The sequence below is a fragment of the Castellaniella sp. UC4447_H14 genome (assembly GCF_052978285.1).
Genome location: NZ_CM129666.1, coordinates 1,861,019 through 1,881,401 on the forward strand (window position 1 = coordinate 1,861,019; position 20,383 = coordinate 1,881,401).

At 64.8% G+C, this 20,383-nt stretch carries 22 protein-coding genes; 11 read left to right on the forward strand and 11 right to left on the reverse strand.

Features of this window, described 5'->3' with window-relative positions; translation table 11 throughout:
- Positions 1-61: 61 nt before the first annotated feature.
- Positions 62-1,135, reverse strand: coding sequence for a TauD/TfdA family dioxygenase (locus ACVCMJ_RS08930; RefSeq protein WP_447081064.1), 1,074 nt, complete (start codon positions 1,133-1,135; stop codon positions 62-64).
- Positions 1,136-1,396: 261 nt separating this feature from the next.
- On the opposite strand from ACVCMJ_RS08930, the gene ACVCMJ_RS08935 reads away from it, so the two are divergent.
- The 3 genes from ACVCMJ_RS08935 (at position 1,397) to groL (ending at position 4,029) form a co-directional block, all read left to right on the forward strand.
- Positions 1,397-1,891, forward strand: a complete 495-nt coding sequence (locus ACVCMJ_RS08935; protein ID WP_447081065.1) for a nucleoside 2-deoxyribosyltransferase — start codon at positions 1,397-1,399, stop codon at positions 1,889-1,891.
- Positions 1,892-2,061: 170 nt separating this feature from the next.
- Positions 2,062-2,349, forward strand: a complete 288-nt coding sequence (locus ACVCMJ_RS08940; RefSeq protein WP_447081066.1) for a co-chaperone GroES — start codon at positions 2,062-2,064, stop codon at positions 2,347-2,349.
- A gap of 33 nt (positions 2,350-2,382) precedes the next feature.
- Positions 2,383-4,029: a chaperonin GroEL gene (gene groL, locus ACVCMJ_RS08945; RefSeq protein ID WP_447081067.1), complete on the forward strand. Its 1,647-nt coding sequence runs from the start codon at positions 2,383-2,385 to the stop codon at positions 4,027-4,029.
- Between the two features lie 132 nt (positions 4,030-4,161).
- On the opposite strand, the gene ACVCMJ_RS08950 is transcribed toward groL, so the two are convergent.
- Positions 4,162-5,130, reverse strand: a complete 969-nt coding sequence (locus ACVCMJ_RS08950; protein WP_447081068.1) for a threo-3-hydroxy-L-aspartate ammonia-lyase — start codon at positions 5,128-5,130, stop codon at positions 4,162-4,164.
- Positions 5,131-5,278: 148 nt separating this feature from the next.
- On the opposite strand from ACVCMJ_RS08950, the gene ACVCMJ_RS08955 reads away from it, so the two are divergent.
- Together ACVCMJ_RS08955 and pyrF are read left to right on the forward strand one after the other, a co-directional pair.
- Positions 5,279-5,668 carry a diacylglycerol kinase gene (locus tag ACVCMJ_RS08955; protein WP_447081069.1) on the forward strand — a complete coding sequence of 130 codons (390 nt, stop codon included), beginning with the start codon at positions 5,279-5,281 and terminating at the stop codon, positions 5,666-5,668.
- The gene (gene pyrF / locus ACVCMJ_RS08960) at positions 5,668-6,489 is read left to right on the forward strand and encodes an orotidine-5'-phosphate decarboxylase (RefSeq protein WP_447082715.1); all 822 of its coding nucleotides are present in this window, start codon (positions 5,668-5,670) and stop codon (positions 6,487-6,489) included. Before ACVCMJ_RS08955 ends, pyrF begins: the two co-directional genes overlap by 1 nt.
- Positions 6,490-6,583: 94 nt before the next feature.
- Here pyrF and ACVCMJ_RS08965 read toward each other — a convergent pair whose 3' ends face one another.
- From ACVCMJ_RS08965 to ftsY, 7 genes are read right to left on the reverse strand one after another with little or no spacing between them, the layout of a single operon-like run.
- Positions 6,584-7,096 carry a CinA family protein gene (locus ACVCMJ_RS08965; RefSeq protein ID WP_447081070.1) on the reverse strand — a complete coding sequence of 171 codons (513 nt, stop codon included), beginning with the start codon at positions 7,094-7,096 and terminating at the stop codon, positions 6,584-6,586.
- Positions 7,093-7,611, reverse strand: coding sequence for a phosphatidylglycerophosphatase A family protein (locus ACVCMJ_RS08970; RefSeq protein ID WP_447081071.1), 519 nt, complete (start codon positions 7,609-7,611; stop codon positions 7,093-7,095). The genes ACVCMJ_RS08965 and ACVCMJ_RS08970 overlap by 4 nt, the downstream gene beginning before the upstream one ends.
- Complete coding sequence (gene thiL / locus ACVCMJ_RS08975; RefSeq protein ID WP_447081072.1) at positions 7,608-8,618, reverse strand: thiamine-phosphate kinase; 1,011 nt, start codon at positions 8,616-8,618, stop codon at positions 7,608-7,610. The genes ACVCMJ_RS08970 and thiL overlap by 4 nt, the downstream gene beginning before the upstream one ends.
- 16 nt (positions 8,619-8,634) lie before the next feature.
- Complete coding sequence (gene nusB, locus ACVCMJ_RS08980) at positions 8,635-9,120, reverse strand: transcription antitermination factor NusB (RefSeq protein WP_447081073.1); 486 nt, start codon at positions 9,118-9,120, stop codon at positions 8,635-8,637.
- Entirely contained in the window at positions 9,113-9,661 is a 549-nt protein-coding gene (gene ribH / locus ACVCMJ_RS08985) for a 6,7-dimethyl-8-ribityllumazine synthase (protein WP_447081074.1), read from the reverse strand. The genes nusB and ribH overlap by 8 nt, the downstream gene beginning before the upstream one ends.
- Positions 9,662-9,677: 16 nt before the next feature.
- On the reverse strand, positions 9,678-10,862 hold the full coding sequence (gene ribBA / locus ACVCMJ_RS08990) for a bifunctional 3,4-dihydroxy-2-butanone-4-phosphate synthase/GTP cyclohydrolase II (RefSeq protein ID WP_447081075.1): 1,185 nt from the start codon (positions 10,860-10,862) through the stop codon (positions 9,678-9,680).
- 38 nt (positions 10,863-10,900) lie between these two features.
- The gene (gene ftsY, locus ACVCMJ_RS08995) at positions 10,901-12,154 is read right to left on the reverse strand and encodes a signal recognition particle-docking protein FtsY (RefSeq protein ID WP_447081076.1); all 1,254 of its coding nucleotides are present in this window, start codon (positions 12,152-12,154) and stop codon (positions 10,901-10,903) included.
- A 50-nt stretch (positions 12,155-12,204) separates the two neighbouring features.
- Between ftsY and ACVCMJ_RS09000 the strand changes: the two genes are divergently transcribed.
- Together ACVCMJ_RS09000 and coaD are read left to right on the forward strand one after the other, a co-directional pair.
- Positions 12,205-12,813 carry an RsmD family RNA methyltransferase gene (locus ACVCMJ_RS09000; protein WP_447081077.1) on the forward strand — a complete coding sequence of 203 codons (609 nt, stop codon included), beginning with the start codon at positions 12,205-12,207 and terminating at the stop codon, positions 12,811-12,813.
- Positions 12,810-13,322 carry a pantetheine-phosphate adenylyltransferase gene (gene coaD, locus ACVCMJ_RS09005; RefSeq protein WP_447081078.1) on the forward strand — a complete coding sequence of 171 codons (513 nt, stop codon included), beginning with the start codon at positions 12,810-12,812 and terminating at the stop codon, positions 13,320-13,322. Before ACVCMJ_RS09000 ends, coaD begins: the two co-directional genes overlap by 4 nt.
- A 51-nt stretch (positions 13,323-13,373) precedes the next feature.
- On the opposite strand, the gene ACVCMJ_RS09010 is transcribed toward coaD, so the two are convergent.
- Entirely contained in the window at positions 13,374-13,757 is a 384-nt protein-coding gene (locus tag ACVCMJ_RS09010; protein ID WP_447081079.1) for an MOSC N-terminal beta barrel domain-containing protein, read from the reverse strand.
- A gap of 13 nt (positions 13,758-13,770) precedes the next feature.
- Complete coding sequence (locus ACVCMJ_RS09015; RefSeq protein ID WP_447081080.1) at positions 13,771-16,353, reverse strand: AsmA family protein; 2,583 nt, start codon at positions 16,351-16,353, stop codon at positions 13,771-13,773.
- Between the two features lie 267 nt (positions 16,354-16,620).
- Between ACVCMJ_RS09015 and ACVCMJ_RS09020 the strand changes: the two genes are divergently transcribed.
- From ACVCMJ_RS09020 to ACVCMJ_RS09035, 4 genes are all read left to right on the forward strand, one after another.
- The gene (locus tag ACVCMJ_RS09020) at positions 16,621-17,739 is read left to right on the forward strand and encodes a Re/Si-specific NAD(P)(+) transhydrogenase subunit alpha (RefSeq protein WP_447081081.1); all 1,119 of its coding nucleotides are present in this window, start codon (positions 16,621-16,623) and stop codon (positions 17,737-17,739) included.
- Positions 17,739-18,047 (forward strand): NAD(P) transhydrogenase subunit alpha, encoded by a 309-nt coding sequence (locus ACVCMJ_RS09025; protein WP_447081082.1) that lies wholly within the window; start codon positions 17,739-17,741, stop codon positions 18,045-18,047. Before ACVCMJ_RS09020 ends, ACVCMJ_RS09025 begins: the two co-directional genes overlap by 1 nt.
- Positions 18,044-19,480 carry an NAD(P)(+) transhydrogenase (Re/Si-specific) subunit beta gene (locus tag ACVCMJ_RS09030; RefSeq protein WP_447081083.1) on the forward strand — a complete coding sequence of 479 codons (1,437 nt, stop codon included), beginning with the start codon at positions 18,044-18,046 and terminating at the stop codon, positions 19,478-19,480. The genes ACVCMJ_RS09025 and ACVCMJ_RS09030 overlap by 4 nt, the downstream gene beginning before the upstream one ends.
- A gap of 107 nt (positions 19,481-19,587) precedes the next feature.
- Complete coding sequence (locus ACVCMJ_RS09035; protein WP_447081084.1) at positions 19,588-20,325, forward strand: flagellar brake protein; 738 nt, start codon at positions 19,588-19,590, stop codon at positions 20,323-20,325.
- The last annotated feature ends 58 nt before the right edge of the window (positions 20,326-20,383 follow it).

Genomic DNA, 20,383 nt, shown 5'->3' on the forward strand with positions numbered 1-20,383 from the left:
ATCGATCGTAACTGCACTGCAGGTTCTTTCACAAGCAGGCGGGCTTCCGCCCCACCGGGGTTCAGGCGACCGAGGCCACGACCGAGGGCTGGGCAATTCCGCCGCGCGGTTGGCCCGATTCGACATTTCCCCACAAGACAGCGTGGGTGGCCGGCAGCGCCCGGGAATTCGGCATTGACAGCCAAAGACGCATCAGCAGCCTCTTCTTCCCCGCCTCCGCATCATCCCGGAACTCGGTCCTGGCGTGATAGATCACATGATTGTTGAGCAGCTGGATGTCACCGGGCCTGAATGTCATCGAGAAGCTGTGCTTGTCCGCGGTTTCCAGGAGAAGCCGGATGGCGTCGAACTCCTGGGCGCTGAGTTTGCGGACGCCGTCCATCAGCTGTGCGTTTTCGATATAGGTCAAGGAAAAATGGCTCGTCAGCTTCCCGTCCCTGACGCCGAAAACGGGCAGATCGTAGCTGATGAATTCCCCGCCCGCTTCCTCGCCGAAGCGGCTTCGAGGGATCGGTTCGCACAACAACGCGTGGAGATCCGGGTGGTTGACCAGGATGTCGTTATAGACCGTCGCGCTGCTGGCCAGCTTGCTGACGCCGCCCTCCGCCGCTTGCCGGATGCACAGCAGCCCGACGACGTCGCAACGGTCGGTATGGAATCTCAGCTTGCCCGGAGACAGCGTCCGCGCCCCGGAAGACAGGAATTTCTGGCCCTTGGTGTCCACTGTCTCCCCATAGAGGCTGACTCCGACCTTGCCCTCGTCCTCAATGTCACGCATGGCCTCGCCGCGCCGGTTCTGATACATGGGTGTGCCCAGGTAGCAGCCCAAGGCATACCAGATGCACCGCAACTGGTCCATGCGGTATCGGGACACGTCCAGGCCCGTGATCTGCACCATGCCAGTGCCATTCTCGAGCTCCTCCCGCACCTCGTTGAAGAAAGGCTCACTGCCCTCCAGGGGGAAATTCTGGCGGTTCACCTGCCTCCAGTCGGGCAGGCGCCACGCCTTGACCGCCGCGTCGATCTGGTCAAGAAGCTGCACCGGCATGGCTTTCCGCCAGCTCGTCCGCCGGACGATCTCAGCCGCATCCCAGACACAACGACCGCTGAGCAATTGAGCACCTACTTCAGACATACTGCACTCCAGTGGGAGAATCCATGAATTGCGCCCATGCCAGGACGCATCGACAGCTACGCTGCGCCCTTGCGTTGGGCCAGGCGCGGGGCCACTTGGCCGCGGTGCGCGACCAAGAGATCGGCACCGCTTTATTTTATAGGGCTTGCGGCCTGACGGGTGCTAAAAGAACGGCCATCAGCGCCTGTTGCTGCCCCTGCAGCCGCCAGCCGGTCCGCGCCAGCGAGCGCAGGGCCATGTCGTACCCCCTGAGGAGAAATCATGACATCCGTCTATCTTGCCGGCCCGGACGTCTTCCGTCCCGATGCTATTCCCTATGGCGAATCCCTCAAGGCCGCCTGCAGACGGTTTGGCCTCGAAGGCCTGTATCCCCTGGACAATGCCTTGCCTCCCGGGCTGTCCAAGCCACAAGCTGCCGCCTGGATCTGCCAGGCCAACCTCGCGCTTATCCGCCGCGCGGATATTGTCATGGCCAATCTCAACCCCTTTCGCGGCGCGGAGCCGGATTCGGGTACGGTATTCGAAGTAGGCTACGCTGCGGCCTTGGGCAAACCCGTGTGGGGCTACCTGGAGGACGCCCGCGCAATCGTCGATCGAGTGACCCACCGGGTGAATCCAGACGGGCGGCTGGTCGACGAACAAGGCCTCCAGGTGGAGGACTTCGGCCTTCCGCTGAATCTCATGCTCGCCTGCAGCATCCGGGTCGTGCCGGGCGGCCCGGACGCGTGTCTGGCCGAGATATCGGGCGCCAACTGACGGCCAACGACAGCCAGCCTTCCGCCTGGGGCGCCCCGCAATGCGGAAGCCCCCCCGGCCCCCCTTGAAATCCCGTGGATCATCCTTATAATTAGCACTCGATAGGGTTGAGTGCTAACAGCGGCTCAACCCTCGTGTCCATCCCATTATTCAAGTACAGGAGTTCCTCCATGGCACTGCGTCCTTTGCATGATCGCGTGATCATCAAGCGTCTGGACAACGAGCGCACCACCGCCTCGGGTATCGTGATCCCCGACAGCGCGGCCGAGAAGCCCGATCAAGGCGAGGTCCTGGCCGTCGGCCCGGGCAAGAAGACCGAAGACGGCAAGCTGATCCCGATGGATCTGAAAGTCGGCGACAAGGTTCTGTTCGGCAAGTACGCCGGCCAGTCCGTGAAGGTCGATGGCGACGAAGTCCTGGTCATCCGCGAAGAAGAAGTCTTCGCCGTGATCCAGTAATCCTCTGAACCGCTTAAACCAAGGAATTTCAACATGGCTGCAAAGCAAGTCTATTTTGGTGACGACGCCCGCGCCCGCATCGTGCGCGGTGTCAACATCCTGGCGAACGCCGTCAAGACCACCATGGGCCCGAAGGGTCGGAACGTGGTGCTGGACCGCTCCTTCGGCGCCCCGACGGTGACCAAGGACGGTGTATCCGTCGCCAAGGAAATCGAACTGAAAGACAAGTTCGAAAACATCGGTGCCCAACTGGTGAAGGAAGTCGCCTCCAAGACCTCCGATAACGCCGGCGACGGTACCACCACCGCCACCGTGCTCGCCCAGTCGATCGTCGAAGAAGGCCTGAAGTACGTGGCCGCCGGCATCAGCCCCATGGATCTGAAGCGCGGCATCGACAAGGCCGTGGCCGTGGCCGTGGATGAGCTGCACAAGCTCTCCAAGCCCTGCACCACCAGCAAAGCCATCGCGCAAGTCGGCTCCATCTCGGCCAATAGCGACGTGTCCGTGGGCGAAATCATCGCCAACGCGATGGACAAGGTCGGCAAGGAAGGCGTGATCACCGTCGAAGACGGCAAGTCGCTGGAAAACGAACTGGACGTGGTCGAAGGCATGCAATTCGATCGCGGCTACCTGTCGCCCTACTTCATCAACAACCCGGACAAGCAAGTCGCCATCCTGGAAGATCCGTACATCCTGATTTTCGACAAGAAGATCAGCAACATCCGTGATCTGCTGCCGGTGCTGGAACAGGTTGCCAAGTCCAGCCGCCCGCTGCTGATCGTGGCGGAAGACGTGGAAGGCGAAGCCCTGGCCACGCTGGTCGTGAACAACATCCGTGGCATCCTGAAGACCACCGCCGTCAAGGCGCCGGGCTTCGGCGACCGCCGCAAGGCCATGCTGGAAGACATCGCCATCCTGACGGGCGGCACGGTGATTTCCGAAGAAACCGGTCTGTCGCTGGAAAAAGCCACGCTGGAACTGCTGGGCCAGGCCAAGCGCATCGAAGTGGCCAAGGAAAACAGCACTATCATCGACGGTGCCGGCGAGCCAAAGAACATCGAAGCGCGTGTCAAGCAAATCCGCACGCAAATCGAGGAAGCGACTTCCGACTACGACCGTGAAAAGCTGCAGGAACGCGTTGCCAAACTGGCAGGCGGCGTGGCAGTGATCAAGGTCGGCGCTGCGACTGAAGTCGAAATGAAGGAAAAGAAGGCCCGCGTCGAAGACGCCCTGCACGCCACGCGCGCCGCAGTGGAAGAAGGCATTGTCCCCGGCGGCGGTGTGGCGCTGGTTCGCGCCAAGGTAGCGGTGGCCAAACTCAAAGGCGACAACGCCGACCAGGACGCCGGCATCAAGTTGATCCTGCGGGCTATCGAGTCTCCGTTGCGCACCATTGTGGCCAACGCCGGCGACGAAGCCAGCGTGATCGTGAACGCCGTTGAAAAGGGCGAAGGCAACTTCGGCTACAACGCGGCCACCGGTCAATACGGCGATCTGGTCGAACAAGGCGTGATCGACCCGACCAAGGTGACCCGTACGGCGCTGCAGAACGCAGCCTCCGTCGCCAGCCTGCTGCTGACGACCGAAGCCGCCGTCGCGGAAATCGTGGACGACAAGCCGGCTGCCCCGATGCCCGACATGGGTGGGATGGGTGGAATGGGCGGCATGGGCGGTTTCTAAGCTCTGGCCTGCCCGATCCGGAACCGGATGCCGATCCGTCGGCATCCTCCGGACGGCTCGTACGAATCCCCGCCATGGGCAACCGTGGCGGGGATTTTTCGTTTCACCCCGCCCAAGGTCTGAAACGAAGGCTCAAGGCCGGGCGCCGAGCAGGCCGGCGAAGCGCGCCATGTCGACGTTTCCGCCACTGAGGAGCACACCGACGCGCTTGCCCTTCAGCTCGCCTTTCATCTTCCGGGCCGCCGCGAAACCCAGGCAGCCGGTGGGCTCGACAATCAGCTTCATTCGGGCGGCCATGAAGGCCATGCACTCGACGAGTTCCGTATCCGAAGCGGTCAGGATGTCATTGACATCACGCTGGATGATCGGGAACGTCACGTTTCCCAGGTGCTGCGTTTGCGCGCCATCGGCAATGGTCTTGGGCGTGTCTATATGGACAATGCTGCCCGTGCGGAACGAACGCTGGCCGTCATTACCCGCTTCAGGCTCCGCCCCGTACAGCCGGCAGTCCGGCGACAGCGCCCGTGTAGCCAAGGCACAGCCGGACAGCAGCCCGCCGCCGCCCAGCGGCACGAAGAAGGCATCCAGAGGGCCTGCCTGCTCGAACAATTCCTTGGCGGCCGTCCCCTGGCCAGACAGCACGTCCGGGTGATCGTAGGGCGGAATCAGTGTCAGGCCGCGCCTTTCCGCCAGTTCCCGGCAGATCTGCTCGCGGTCTTCCGTGTAGCGATCGTAGGTCACCACATTGCCGCCGTAGCCCTTGGTGGCAGCCATCTTGGCCGTCGGCGCGTCGTCTGGCATGAGGATGGTGGCGGGTATGCCCAGGAGCGTGGCCGACAGCGCAACGGCCTGCGCATGGTTGCCGGAAGAAAAGGCAACGACACCCGCCTTGCGCTGTTCGGGACCGAGCTTCGAGAGGGAATTGAACCCGCCGCGGAACTTGAAGGCACCCATGCGCTGCAGGTTTTCGCACTTGAAGAAGACCTTGGCGCCGAACTCTTCGTCGACCGTGCGCGAGGTCATCACGGGGGTTTCGTGAGCGTGGCCCTTGATGCGTTCCGACGCTGCCACGACATCGTCGAAAGTGGGAAGGTTGATCATCCGAGTCCTTTCGCGGCTCGCTCACCGGAGCCATGCAACAGGGGCGCCCCCACCACAGGCGGCGTCCTCACTCAAAGGCTACCATGAAGATTCAATGCCGGGCCGCGCCATTGCGTACAATGCGCAGACACCCCGACCGCATTGCCCCATGAACCAACCCTCCCCCTACAAAAGCACCGGCGGACTCCGACGCATCGCGCGGGCCCTGGTCTACTCGCTGCAGGGACTCGGAGCGGCCTGGCGCCACGAGGCGGCGTTCCGTCAGGAAGTCGCGCTCGCCATCGTGCTGATGCCGTTGGCGCTGTGGCTGGGCCACACAGCGCTGGAACGCCTGCTGTTGGCCGGATGCCTGGTGCTGGTGCTGATCGTGGAACTGATCAATTCCGCAATCGAGGCGCTGGCCGACGCCATCAGCACAGACCACCATCCGCTGCTGGGGCGCGCCAAGGATATCGGCAGCGCAGCCGTGCTGTTCGCGCTGCTGCTTGCGGCGGCGACTTGGCTGGCGGTACTGGGACCCCGAGCATGGACGGATTGATGACCTTCACCGACAAACTGAACCGCGCCTGGACCCGCCAGGATTCCCTCCTCATGGTGGGGCTGGACCCCGACGAGCGCCGGCTTCCGGCCGGACTATCCGGCCGCGCGGATGCCGTCGACGCGTTCTGCAGGGGGATTGTGGATGCCACGGCGCCCTACGCCTGCGGTTTCAAGCCGCAAATCGCCTACTTCGCCGCGCTGAAGGCGGAAGACCAGCTTCTGGATATCTGCCGATACATTCGCAGTCGATACCCGCACCTGCCCATCGTGCTGGATGCCAAGCGCGGCGACATCGGCGCTACCGCCACCCAATATGCCCGCGAAGCGTTCGAGCGCTACGCCGCCGACGCGGTGACGGTCAATCCCTACATGGGGTACGACTCCGTACAGCCTTATCTGGAATATGGCGACAAAGGGGTGATCGTCCTCTGCCGTACCTCCAACCCCGGCGGCGCGGATCTGCAGGATCTGCGGCTGGAAAACGGCACCCCGCTCTACCTGCACGTCGCCGACCAGGTGGCACAACGCTGGAACTCGCACGGCCAATGTGCCCTGGTAGTGGGCGCCACAGTGCCGGAGGAGATCGCCCAGGTTCGCGCCCGTGTCGGAGACATGCCATTGCTGATTCCGGGCATCGGTGCCCAGGGCGGCGACATTGCCGCAACGGTACATGCGGGTCGCACGCACAACGGCCGGGGAATGATGATCAATTCGTCGCGCGCCATTCTCTATGCCGGGGCCGACGGAGACTGGGCAAAAGCGGCCGGGGATGCTGCCCGGCGGACACGCGACGCGATACGCTCGGCGCTGCTGGACTGAACCGGCCGCAAGCGGACCGCTCCGGGGCCGGGCGGAATCCGGATGCGCTGCCTGCGGGCGGATCGCGGCGCGTAATCGGACGGCAGCCCGTTCGCTAAGCTCTCGCCTTGCGCAGATCTTCCAGCGCCATCTGCAGGGCATGGTGCACGGACGACAGCCGGACGGCTTCGCGGTCGCCCTCGAAGACTCGAGTCACGGCCCGCGTGACGATGCCGGAGCCGGCGCGGCGAGCAATGCCGAAGCACACCATGCCCACCGGCTTGCCCGGCACCGCGCCGCCAGGACCCGCGATGCCCGTCGTGGACAGAGCCAGACGCGCCTGCGGCACCACGGCCAAGACACCGGCGGCCATCTCCATGGCCGTTTCCTCGCTGACCGCACCATAGCGTTCCAGCGTATCGGCCGACACGCCGAGCTCGGCGATCTTCGCGGCGTTGCTATAGGTCACGAAGCCGCGTTCGAACCATTGGCTGGATCCCGGGCATGACGTAATGGCCCCGGCCAGAAGACCGCCGGTGCAGGATTCCGCCGTGGCGCACAGCGAACCGGCCACCCGCAGGGCGGAGCCGAGTTCGCCCGCAAGGGCACGAATTTCACGGACGATCATGGCAGCACTCCCCATCGGATCAACAGCCAGGCCACCAATACAGCATAAAGCGCGGCAGCAATGTCGTCGATCATGATGCCAAAGCCGCCCTTGCAGTTCCGGTCCAGCCAACTGACGGGGGCAGGCTTGAGGATGTCGAACACACGAAACAGCACCACGCCCGCCGCCTGCATCCAGAACGTGGACGGCAGCAGCCACAGCACCAGCCAGATGGCGACGATCTCGTCCCAGTTGATGCCCCCGAAATCCGCGACGCCCAAGTCATCGCTGCAACGCTGTGCCACCCAGCAGCCGCCCGCAAACGCGACCACCAGCACGGCAAACACCCAGCCACCGGGCAATCGCCCCACGAACAGCCACCACAGCAGCCATCCCATGAGGGTACCCCAGGTCCCGGGCGCCGGATGGATCAGGCCCGAGCCCAAACCGAAACCGACGATGCGCTCCGGCCGGGCCAACATCCAGGCCAGCGTCGGGCGGCTGGAATCGGGCAAAGCGTTTTTGGGAAACGTCATGGAAGGGGTCCGCCGGTAGGTGTCGGCGACGGTGACGTGGCCCGAGAAAAATGATCGAAACCGCGCAGGGTGATGGGGATCTCGTCCCCGTGTGCGTCAAGCACACGCACACCGGCGCCTCGAACGATGGTGCCGACCCGCGTGAGCGGCACCCCAAGCCGCTGTTGAAGGGCGTAAATCTGCTCTCGGCGCAGCGGGGGCGCGGTAAAGCAGAGTTCGTAGACATCTCCGCCGCCCAGGATGGCCTCGCGTCGCACGGCCTCCTCCAGCCCTTCCAGGCTCGGATCCGCGGGCAACGCATCCAGTTGGAGCTCCGCGCCGCAGTGGCTCTGTTCCAGGATATGGCCCAAGTCCTGCAGGAGACCGTCGGAAAGATCGATCGCGGCATGCGCCACGCTGCCCAGATATCGCCCCAGATGGAGACGCGGAACAGGCCAGTCCATCGCTTTGCAGCTCGCCTGAAGGCGGGCCGCATCCGGAGGCAGATAGCCCTGCCGCAGCAGCAACGCAACGTAGGCGGCTCCCAGCGACCCCGACAGCCAGATATCGTCGCCCTCGCGGGCGCCGCTGCGGCGTAGCGCGTGCGCGCGGCGAACTTCGCCCATGACCGTCACGCTGATGACGATGCCGTCGGGATTGTGCGTGGTGTCCCCGCCCACCAGCGGACACCGCGACTTTTCCGCCAGCGCATGGAAACCGTCGGAAAAGCCCTGAAGCCATGGATGGTCGATACCCGGCAAGGACAAGGCCAGCGTGCAGGCCAATGGTCGGGCTCCCATGGCCGCCAGGTCGGACAGGTTCACCGCCAGCGCCTTGTGCCCCAGGGATCGCGGGTCCACGTCGGACAGGAAGTGCTGGCCCTGGACCAGCATGTCCGTGCTGACCGCCAGCTCGCATCCGGGAGACAGAGGCAGCAGCGCGCAATCGTCTCCGACCCCCAGCATTCCGGGCGGCACCGGCCGATCGAAATAGCGGGCAATCAGATCGAATTCACTGTCCGCGGACATGATGGCGCCAAATGGATCAGTGGCGGACGGGCGCGTGGACTTCGGCTGCGCGGACTTCGGCCGCCAGCTTGTCGAGCACGCCGTTGACGAAGCGATAGCCGTCTGTTCCGCCAAACGACTTGGCAAGTTCCACAGCCTCGTTGATGGCGACCCGGTAAGGGACCTCGAGGTGATGCACCAGCTCGAAACTGCCGATGAGCAGTACCGCGTGCTCGACGGGCGAGAGCTCGGCCAATGGCCGGTCCACATAGGGGACAAAACGCTCGCGCAGCACCGGCGCCTGGGCAATGGCGCCCTGGAGCAGCGTACGGTACCAATCCCCATCGGCCTGTTCGAAGCCCTCGCCGTCGCGCACATGGGCATCGATTTCGCCCAGTTCGGCCGCATCGGCGTCCCCGCGCAGCAGCCAGGCATAAACACCCTGGAGGGCAAATTCACGCGCCATGCGGCGCGCGCTGCGGGCATTGGCACGCCCGTTGCGCGCCGGCCGGGGATCACTCATTGCGGCCCTCGTTATCGTCTTCGTCTTCGTCTTCGTCCTCGTCTTCGAAGTCGTCGCTGTCATCGTCGTCATCATCCGACTCCGGCTCCAGCGCCGCCACCAGGTTGGCCATTTCCACGGCCACGCGAGCGCAGTCGCGCCCCTTGTCGGCCGCTCGCGCCTTGGCCTGCTCCTCGGTGTAGGCGGTCAGGACGCCATTGGCCACGGGGATGCCGGTTTCGAGAGCCACGCGGCTCATCGCGGCGGCGGATTCGTTGCTGACGGTCTCGAAGTGATAGGTCTCGCCGCGGATCACGGCGCCCAGCGCTATGAGCGCATCGAATTCGAAGGTCTCTGCCATCTGGGCCAGCGTCACACCGAGCTCGAGCGCGCCCGGCACTGACACCACCATGACATCGCGCTCATCCACGCCCAGGGCAGCCAGTTCGTCCAGGCAAGTCTGCAGCTCGGCTTCGCCGATTTCGGCATTGAACCGGGCGCGCACGATGCCGATGTGCAGGCCTTCCCCGTTCATGTCGGGGGTCATCACATAAGGGTTCATAGTCGAAACTCCGTGGTCAGAGGGGCGTGTTCGAGACGCCAGGTTCGTTATGGTAACCCGTAATCGTCAGGGCAAACCCTGCCATGCTGGGCATTTTCCGCGGGCGCGCCAGCAGGCGCGCCTGCTTCACCCCGAGGTCGCGCAGGATCTGCGCACCAATGCCGAAAGTACGCAGCCCATGCCGCTCGCCCGCCGCGGCGGCGTCGGGTGTACCGTCCGCCGCCGAGTCGCGCGCCCAGGCGCCGAACTGCGCGAACAGCGGGTCGGCGCCTCCCTGGCAGTTCAGCAGGACCAGGACACCGCTCTCAGCCTGCGAGATCACTCGCAGTGCGTGCGGGATCGTCCAGCTATGACCGGGCGCCGTTTCGCACAGCAGATCCAGCACGCTGGTGGGCTCGTGCACCCGCACCAGGGTTTCCTGATCGGGCAGGATGGCACCGTGCACAAGCGCCAGATGCGGCGCATTCGAGGCGCGATCACGATAGGCCACCGCGCGGAAATCCCCCCATGGAGTGGACACCGGCCGTTCGACGAGTCGCTCTATCATGGACTCATGCTCGCTGCGGTACTGGATCAGATCCGCAATGGTGCCGATCTTCAGGCCATGTTCGCGGGCAAAGAGTTTCAGGTCCGGCAAACGCGCCATGGTGCCGTCGGGCTTGAGCACCTCGCAGATGACGGCGGCCGGCGTCAGTCCGGCCATGGCCGTCAGGTCGCAACCCGCCTCGGTATGGCCGGCGCGCACCAGCACACCGCCTGGAACAGCGCGCACCGGGAAGATATGCCCGGGCTGCACCACGTCGCCCGGACGAGCGTCCCGCGCCACGGCAGCCTGGATCGTCCGCGCCCGGTCCGCCGCCGAAATGCCCGTGGTGACGCCCTGGGCGGCCTCGATGGAAATCGTGAAATTCGTGCCGTACTGGGAGCCGTTGCGGTCCGACATCAGCGACAGCCGGAGCTGTTCACAGCGTTCATGGGTGAGCGTCAGGCACACCAGGCCGCGCGCATGAGTCACCATGAAATTGATGGCGTCCGGGGTGACGAAGTCGGCCGCCATGAGCAGGTCGCCTTCGTTCTCCCGATCCTGCTCGTCGCACAGAATGACCATTCGGCCGGCGCGAAGCTCGGCCACGATTTCCTGGACCGGGGAAATTTCCAGGGATTGTGCAGCTTCAAAGGCTGCCCCAACATCCATGCTCATATACTTGCGGTCTCTCATCAAACAGATCTGTCGGGATTTTAGTCCGCCCGCCGGCCCAGCAAGGCCTCGGCAAACTCGGCGGCGACGAAGGGCTGCAGGTCCTGCATGCTCTCGCCCACGCCGATCCAATACACCGGAACGGGGCGCACGCCCTGGCTGCCGGCCGCCACGGCCGCCAGCGTGCCGCCGCGCGCTGTCCCGTCCAGCTTCGTGACGATGAGGCCCGTCAGACCTAGGGCCGCATCAAAAGCCCGGATCTGCGCCAGCGCGTTCTGCCCCGTGTTGCCGTCCACGACGAGCAGGATCTCGTGAGGCGCCGCGGGATCCGCCTTGCCGATCACGCGCCGGATCTTTTTCAGCTCTTCCATCAAGTGAAGCTGCGTGGGCAGCCGCCCCGCTGTGTCCACCAGCACCACATCGACCCCACGTGCGCGGCCAGCGTTCACTGCGTCGAAAGCCACCGCCGCCGGATCGCCGCCTTCCTGGGCGATGACCGTGACGCCGTTGCGTGTTCCCCAGGCCACGAGCTGCTCGCGCGCGGCTGCGCGGAAGGTATCGCCCGCCGCGAGCAGCACCGAGGCGCTGCGCGCCCGCAGTGCATGGGCCAGCTTGCCGATGGAGGTGGTCTTGCCCGCGCCGTTGACGCCCGCGATCATCACCACCATAGGAGCGATTTCGCCCACCACGAACGGCTTTTCCAGAACTTTCAGATGATCGGCCAGAATCGCCTGCAGCGCCGCGCGGACGGCATCCGGCTGGTCGATGCGGTCGCGCCGGACACGGGCCCGAAGCTGGTCCAGAAGTTTCTGGGTGGCCTCCACACCAGCGTCGGCCATGATGAGGGCGGTCTCCAGTTCCTCGAAGAGGGCTTCATCGACCTTTACCCCCAGGAATAGGCTTCCCAGATTCTGTCCAGTGCGCGACAGGCCGTGGCGCAAGCGGGCCAGCCAGGACGCCGCCTCGGAGTCGGGGGACTGTTCCAGTCGCGCCAGCGGATCCGCCGACACGTCGTCCGGACGATCCGACCAGGCATCGGGCGGCTGGCTGGTGCGGTCCGTCTCTCCGACGAGACCCTGTGGCGCCGGGTGATCGCCCTCCCCGCCGCCCTGGCCGCGTGCCGCGGGCGGCACCCGTGTTTCCACGCCGACCGGCACGTCCTCCGCAGGGCGGGACACCTGAAGCTCCAGCGGCAATTCCGTCGGTGCAACCGGCGCCACATCCGGGACTTCCGCAGGGGCCGGGGCGGCCTGCGGCGCCGGATCGGCTTTCTTGCGCTTAAAAAAACTGAACATAGGCTTTACACTGAACGGTTCCGGCCAACGCCCGACATCGTGCCAGGCGCATGAAGAAGCATCAGATTCGTATTGTAGGCGGTTGCTTTCGCCGCACGGTCATCGCCGTCGCCGAAGGCGAACACCTGCGCCCCACGCCTGATCGTGTGCGCGAGACGCTATTCAATTGGCTGGCCCATTTCTGGGGCGGTTCTTTCGGCGGACACCGCGTGCTGGACCCGTTTGCCGGTACCGGCGCGCTGGGATTCGAGGCCGCATCCCGCGGCGTGGATCACGTCCAGATGGTGGAACGGGCGCCTGCCGCCCTGGCGGGCTTGCGAGCCGTCCAATCACGCCTCCAGGCTGCCTCCGTCCACATTCACGCCGGCGACGCCCTGATGTACCTTCGGGAGCAGCCCGAGCCGAGCTTCGATCTGATCCTGCTGGATCCCCCTTTCGGCGAACAGTGGCTGCCACGCCTGTGGCCGCTGGTGGGGCGGGCGCTGCGCCCGGGCGGCCTGCTTTACCTGGAGGCCGAAACTGCGCTGGCCGAACCGCCGGGCGATTGGCAGCTCTTGCGGCAGGGCCGGGCCGGCCAGGTCCACTACCACCTGCTGAAGTTTGCTGCGGCGCAAGAAAACATGAATAATGGCAATAAACACATCACGGAGGCCTCATGATTACCGCCGTCTATCCGGGCACGTTCGACCCGTTGACTCGCGGACACGAGGATCTTGTACGCCGTGCCGCGAATTTGTTCGATCAGGTCGTGGTGGGGGTTGCCCAAAGCCAGAACAAGCGGCCTTTCTTCACCCTGGAAGAGCGCCTGAAGATCGCCGAGGAAGTCCTGGGCCACTATCCCAACGTGCGGGTCCGCAGTTTCGGCGGCCTGCTGAAGGACTTCGTGCGCGAGCAGAGCGCCCGCGTCATCGTGCGGGGGCTGCGGGCCGTTTCGGATTTCGAATACGAGTTCCAGATGGCGGGAATGAACCGCCACCTGCTGCCCGAGGTCGAAACGCTGTTCATGACCCCTTCGGATCAGTACCAGTTCATCTCGGGGACCATCGTGCGTGAGATCGCCATCCTGGGCGGGGACGTCAGCAAGTTCGTCTTCCCGTCGGTGGAACGCTGGCTGCACACCAAAGCCAAGGCGCTCAGGGAACAGCAGGATCAACAACAGGGCGACTGACGTTCGGCTGCCGTGTCCGCCCGCGGGCCGGGCGGGGCCGGTCGAGCCCGCTCAAACGGCCCAGGCGACCGGGGCGGCCTCGGGATGCACTTTCATCAGGCGGCAGGGCTGTCCCAGCCATTCTGCAAACCAGGCGGCGGCCAGATCACCTTCATCCACCACTCGCACGTCCTGATTGCCGACGCGTGCGACGCGTTCCACGCTGTCGTCGTCTTCGATGACATCCAGCGGAATGTCCAGGCGAAGCATGCCGGGCGCGCGAATCACCAGATAGCCAAATCGCAGCGACAGCTCCAGCTCGCCCAGCCGGGGAGCCTGATTGCCCGTCAGCCAGGCATTGTCGTCATCCACCAGCAGCCAGCGGCGGTCGTAGTCGCCAGCACCGGCCTGCCCCAGCCCGGCGCCTCCGGCAATCGGATGAAAAGATTCGGTCACCTTGATCTCCTGTTCATTGGCCCAGCAGGCCTTTTATCGCATTGCCCAACCGCTCGACCGTGTCGGCCTTGGAGCCAGGCTTGGGGTGCGTTTCGGCGTCGGGCACCGGCACGGGGAGCGCCTGCTGGATGAGGTCCTTGCCCGAAAGCAGTTGCATCAGTCCCGATTTCAGGGCCTGCTGGATGGTCTGATTATGGACGTCGCTCCACAGGACATCATACTTGGGATCAGCCCATGGGCCCGACACCCGCACCGGGATGGTAGCCCCGAGCAGGGAACCCAGCGGGGTCGCCAGGACCTTGGGCGGATGGGCGGCAACCTGGACCTGAAGCAGCACGTCCAGACTGCGCGCCGGCAGGTCGACCCGGGCCGGCTTGCCTTCGGTTACGTGCACGAGCTGCGACACCAGCGCCAACTTGGACAGCGTGCCGATACCGTCTTTCAGGTCGATATGCCCGTCCAGGCTGGTGAAGGCAGTGCTGCGCCCCTTCTGGAACGGCGACGGCACCGCATCCAGCCGCCCTTTGAGCACATTGCCCAGAGCCCCAGCCACGTCGGAAAGCGTCTGCGTAGCATCCAGACCGTGCACGGCTCCGTCGCGAATCTGCCAGGCGGCTTTTCCGGCGAGCGACTTTTCGAGGATCGGGACCGTCGTACCCTGGGCGGTCAGGTCAATCTGGGCGTCGGCCAGCCCCGACAGCGAACCCTGTGTACCCAGCGCCTGCAGGAGGGGTGCCACGGAGACTTTGTCCAGCGCCAGGTGCAGTCCCAGTGTCTGATCGGTCGAGGCGGTGAACTGACCGCTGAGCGTACCCTGATAGAGCTTCGCCGCCAGCTTGGACACCGTGAGGGCGTTTTTCTGCACATCGGCCTGGGCGCTGAGACCGGTCAGTTGGACATCGCGGACGCGCAAATCGCCGATCTTCACCGTTCCATGGATGTTCCGCCCCTTCAGGAAAGACCAGTCAAAACCCACGGGCACGGGCGCCTTGGCGGGCGCGGCGGCAGGCTTGGGCTCGGGCTTGGCCTTGTCATCGGGCTTGGATTCGCCGCTCTTCGAAGGAGTCTGGACCTTGATCGCCCCCGGAGGCACCGGCAGCCAGCGATTCAAGTCCAGCTTTTCCGTGCCGAACGAGAAGTCGACCGCGGGCGCGGGCTGGGACAACTGCGTCACCTGGGCCTTGAAGGCGGCCTGCCCGCCGTCGACCACGGCATTCAGATCGGCATCCACTACGTCGCGCACCAAGTCCACATGCACGCTGCCAATCATGGGAGCCTCGTAGCCGCCTTGGGGCAACTCCTGGTCCTGGATCGCGATATCCCCCTTGATGGCGGAGAGCGTCCCCTTGCGCAGGCTGCTGTTCCAGGAAAGCGGCGAGGTCAGCTTCAGGCGCAGCAGGCGTTTGCCCTGCGTCAGATTGCCGTCCAGGTCCACCGACCGGAGCTGCCATTCCGTCGCGTTGCCCGACAGGCCATCCAGCTTGAGCGACATGGCCAGCGTATCGCTACCCGTCCATTTGAAGGTCCCCGTCACGGGGTCGCCCTTGGCGGAGTCCGGCGAAATGGCCAGTGACGGCGCGTCCAGCGCGAGTTCCAGGGCACGCCCCTGGTCCTTGCCGGAAGCCCGCAGCGCCAGCTTGGAAACCTTCAGTTCAGCATTGCGGGAGTCCAGCCGCAATTGGCTGGCGGACAGGCTGGCCTGCAGTCCCTGGATGGGATGCGCACCCACGATATCACCCGCGATCGCGAGTTCCAGGTTGCCGGCCGAGAAATCGTGCGCGCGGCCCTCAAAAGCCACATTGCCCTTCAGCGTCGCACGCGCCTGATTCAGGTTGCCGAGGCGGCCGGCGAGCTGCACGCTGATCTTTTGCGCCGAGTAGCCCCGTCCGCCCGGATTGAGGCGCAGCAGCGCCTGGGCATCCAGCTTGGCGTCCTGTACAGGATCGTCGCCCTTCAGGGTCGCCCTGATGGCCACGTCGAACGGCTGGTCATAGGTCACGCGCCCCGTATTGGCCTCGATGCCGGTCAGTGTGGTGGACACGCCGTCGCGCAAGTCGTGGTAATGGATCTGGCCGCCTTTCAGTTCCAGGCCGGCAATGTCGATGTTCAGGTCCGAATCATCGGCGCCCGCAACGGGCGCGGCCAGGGCTCCCGCCAAGGCCGCCGTCGTCCCGACAGCCCGAGGGACCGGGCGGCGATTCTCCAGCAGATCGTCGAAATTGAAGCGACCCTTGGGGCTGCGCACCACCCACGCCTTGAGTCCGCTGATGGCCACGTGGTCCACCACCAGCCGATTCGACAGCAGCGGCCAGATGGCAACCGCAAAGCGCGCGCTGTCGACCGATACGAACAGATCCTTGCTGCCGCGATTGGACAGGGACACGTCCTTGACCGACAGGCCGATACGCGGAAACAGCGACAGGCCGATATCGCCTTCAATGGTCAGCGTGCGGCCATAGCGGGCGTAGACCAGATCTTCGAGCTTGGACTTGTAGGCGTTGGGATTGAAGGTCAGCAGGAAGATTGCCAGGCCCACCACCGCGATGATGAGCGCGATGACAAGACCGAACAACACCCGCTTCAACCAGACATTCATGGTGGATCCTGCGTTGAAATCGGCACTCCGCGCTGTGCACGGACGATAAACCGAATGCTAACCCATGCCAAACGCCCTCGTGGACCCAACCGCCGCGGCTGCAGCATTCTGTTGCGAATAAGGACCATTTCGAAATGGCGCTGCCGGCACATTCGGACTTTGGCGGCGAAATTCTGTTATACGGAAACAAGCAGAAATTAAATCACAGGCACTCAAAGAGGAGGCCTTCATGCCGTCCACGCCGATGTTCCCCTCCCGGAGCGCACCATGCAGATAGGCATCCCGCGCGAAACAGTGCCGGGCGAGACCCGGGTGGCGGCGACGCCAGAGACCGTGAAGAAGCTGATCAAGGCGGACCATTCCGTGCTCGTGGAGCGCGGCGCAGGCGCACCTGCGCGTTATCCGGATGCCGACTATGAGCAGGCCGGTGCCACACTTACCGATGCAGCCGGCGCCCTGGCCTGTCCGCTGATCCTGAAAGTCCGCCGGCCGACGTCGGGCGAACTGACCAACATGCGGCCCGGCCAAGCCTTGGTGGGAATGCTGGATCCATACGACACCGACGGACTGCGCACCCTGGCCGATGCCCGGCTGACGGCGTTTGCGCTGGAAGCGGCCCCGCGCACGACCCGGGCTCAGAGCATGGACGTGCTGTCCTCGCAAGCCAACCTGGCGGGCTACAAGGCGGTCCTGTTGGCGGCGCACCACTACGGGCGCATCTTCCCGATGCTGATGACGGCTGCGGGTACCCTGAAGGCCGCGCGCGTCGTCGTGCTGGGTGCCGGTGTGGCGGGCCTGCAGGCCATCGCCACGGCACGGCGCCTGGGGGCGGTGGTCGAAGCGTCGGACGTGCGCCCGGCGGCACGCGAACAGGTCGAGTCGCTGGGCGGGAAGTTCATCGACGTGCCGTTCGAGACCGATGAAGAACGCGAAATCGCACAGGGTACCGGCGGCTACGCCCGCGCCATGCCGGCGGCCTGGATGGCGCGCCAGGGCCAGCTGGTGGCCGAACGCTGCAAGCAGGCCGACATTGTCATCACCACAGCCCTGATTCCGGGACGTCCGGCCCCCACGCTGATCCAGGCCGACACCGTCGCATCAATGAAGCCCGGTTCGGTGGTCGTGGACCTGGCCGTCGAGCGCGGCGGCAATTGCCCGCTCTCGGTGGCCGGCGAAATCACCGAACACCAGGGCGTCACCGTCATCGGGCTTACCAACCTGCCAGCCCTGCTGGCGACAGACGCTTCCGCCCTCTACGCGCGCAATGTGCTGGATTTCCTGAAACTCATCATCGACGCCGAAGGCGGCCTGGCCATCCCGCCCGACGACGACATTGTCAAAGCCTGCCTGGTCTGCCAGGACGGCCAAGTCCTGAGGAGCGCCTGATGGAAGCGGTCAATCCCACCCTCGTCAACATCATCATCTTCGTACTGGCGGTCTACGTGGGCTTCCACGTCGTCTGGAACGTAACGCCCGCCCTGCACACGCCGCTCATGGCGGTCACCAACGCCATTTCGGCGATCGTCATCGTCGGCGCCATGCTGGCGGCCGCCCTCACAGACGGCGGCTTGGCGCAGTCCATGGGAACGATCGCCGTCGCGCTGGCCGCCGTGAACGTCTTCGGCGGGTTCCTGGTGACGCAGCGCATGCTGCAGATGTTCAAGAAAAAGGACCGCAAGGGAGGCCCGGCATGATCTCCGCCAATCTGGTCACGCTGCTTTACCTGGTCGCATCGGTCTGCTTCATCCAGGCGCTGAAAGGCCTGTCGCACCCGACGACCTCGCGCCGCGGCAACCTCTTCGGAATGATCGGCATGGTCATTGCCATCCTGACTACGGCCGCGCTCATCATCGGCCTGGCACGAGAGGGCACCGTGGCACTGGGCCTTGGGCGCATCCTGCTGGGGCTGCTGGTGGGCGGCAGCGTAGGCACGCTGCTGGCCCGCAAGGTCGAGATGACCAAGATGCCGGAACTGATCGCCTTCATGCACAGCATGATCGGCCTGGCGGCCGTCGCGATTGCCGTCGCGGTCGTGGCCGAACCCCATGCCTTCGGCATCGCGGCAGCCGGCACGCCCATCCCGGTGGGCAATCGGCTGGAACTGTTCATCGGCACCTTCGTGGGGGCGATCACCTTCTCCGGATCGGTGATCGCCTTCGGAAAGCTGTCGGGCAAATACAAGTTCCGGCTCTTCCGGGGTGCACCGGTGGTATTCCCCGGGCAGCACCCGCTCAACCTGCTGCTGGCCGTGGTGATGATCGCCTGTGGCCTGTGGTTCATGGCCACGCAGTCCTGGTTGCCTTATGTGCTGATGGCAGCCATCGCCTTCGCGCTGGGGGTGCTCATCATCATCCCGATCGGCGGCGCCGACATGCCGGTGGTGATCTCGATGCTGAACAGCTACTCCGGGTGGGCGGCGGCCGGCATCGGGTTCTCGCTCGAAAACCCCATGCTCATCATTGCGGGTTCGCTGGTGGGATCCTCGGGCGCCATCCTGTCCTACATCATGTGCAAGGCCATGAACCGGTCCTTCTTCAACGTGATCCTGGGCGGATTCGGCGCTGAACCGTCGGCCGCGGGCGCGCACGACGAGACCCAGCGCAGCGTCAAGTCCGGCAGCCCCGACGACGCGGCCTTCCTCATGAGCAACGCGGAGTCCGTCACTATCGTGCCGGGATACGGGCTGGCCGTGGCGCGTGCCCAGCACGCGCTGAAGGAACTCGCCGCCAAATTGGGCGAACAGGGCGTGACGGTGAAATACGCGATCCACCCCGTTGCGGGGCGCATGCCCGGACACATGAACGTGCTGCTCGCCGAGGCGGAGGTCCCGTACGATCAGGTCTTCGAAATGGATGACATCAACGGCGAATTCGGCCAGACCGACGTGGTCCTGGTCATGGGTGCCAACGACGTGGTCAACCCCGCCGCCAAGAACGATCCCAATTCGCCCATCTCGGGCATGCCCATCCTGGAGGCCTACAAGGCCCGCACGGTGATCGTCAACAAGCGCTCCATGGCCACCGGGTATGCGGGCCTGGAGAACGAGCTGTTCTACATGGACAAGACCATGATGGTGTTCGGCGACGCCAAGAAGGTGCTGGAGGACATGGTCAAGGCATTGGAATAGTGCGTCGGGATTGCCTCCGGCAGCTATGATTTTCCCTGATGATCCGGGGCTCTTTCTCCAGTGCCGGATCGTTTACACTGAAGTATTGCAACGAATTCTTACCTGCCATGGCTTTTCAGGAAGACGATCCCTTTGCCGTCTCGCAGCCGCTGCAGATCCAGGCCATCCTGAACGGGCTGCTGAACAAGCGCACGCTGGTGCGCCTGGATGTCCCGGGCCACACCGCTTCCATCATTTCCACACTGCTCGCCCTCGACAAGAGAACCGGGGCGGTGCTGCTGGACAACGCATCCGAGGACGAGGTCAACGCCCAGCTTCTGCGGGCGCGGTCGGTCCGCCTTCAGGGCACGCTGGACCGCGTGATGATCGAATTTTCCGGCCCACTGTCACCCGCCCAGCACGGCGGTCGCCCCGCACTCTCGATGGCCGCCCCCACGAGGATCCGCCGCATGCAGCGGCGCGACTCCTTTCGAGTGGACATCCCCCCCAGCAACCCTGCGGACTGCCTGATCGAAGATCGGCTGCTGCCGTCGGGCCGAGCGCGCTTTCGCATGCTGGATCTGAGTGCGGGCGGGGTCCGCCTGGCCGACCCGGAGGGACTCCTCTCCAAAATGGATATCGGCACCATCCTGCCGGACTGCACTCTCGATCTGCCCGGCGCCGACCCGGTGGACGTGAGCCTGCGGCTGCTGCGCCACGCCCAGCTCATCCAGGAAAACGGCAAGCCGCTGCACGCCGTCGCGTTCCGCTTCTTCAATCTCCCTGGCAACCGCCAGATCACCATCCAGCAGTTCATCGGCGTGCTGGAACGGGCCGTTATCGCTCGCCGCTGGGGCAACGAATGACAGGCGACACGGGCTCGCCCCAGCTTAGATATATTCATTGCATATTTAGCGCCACTGT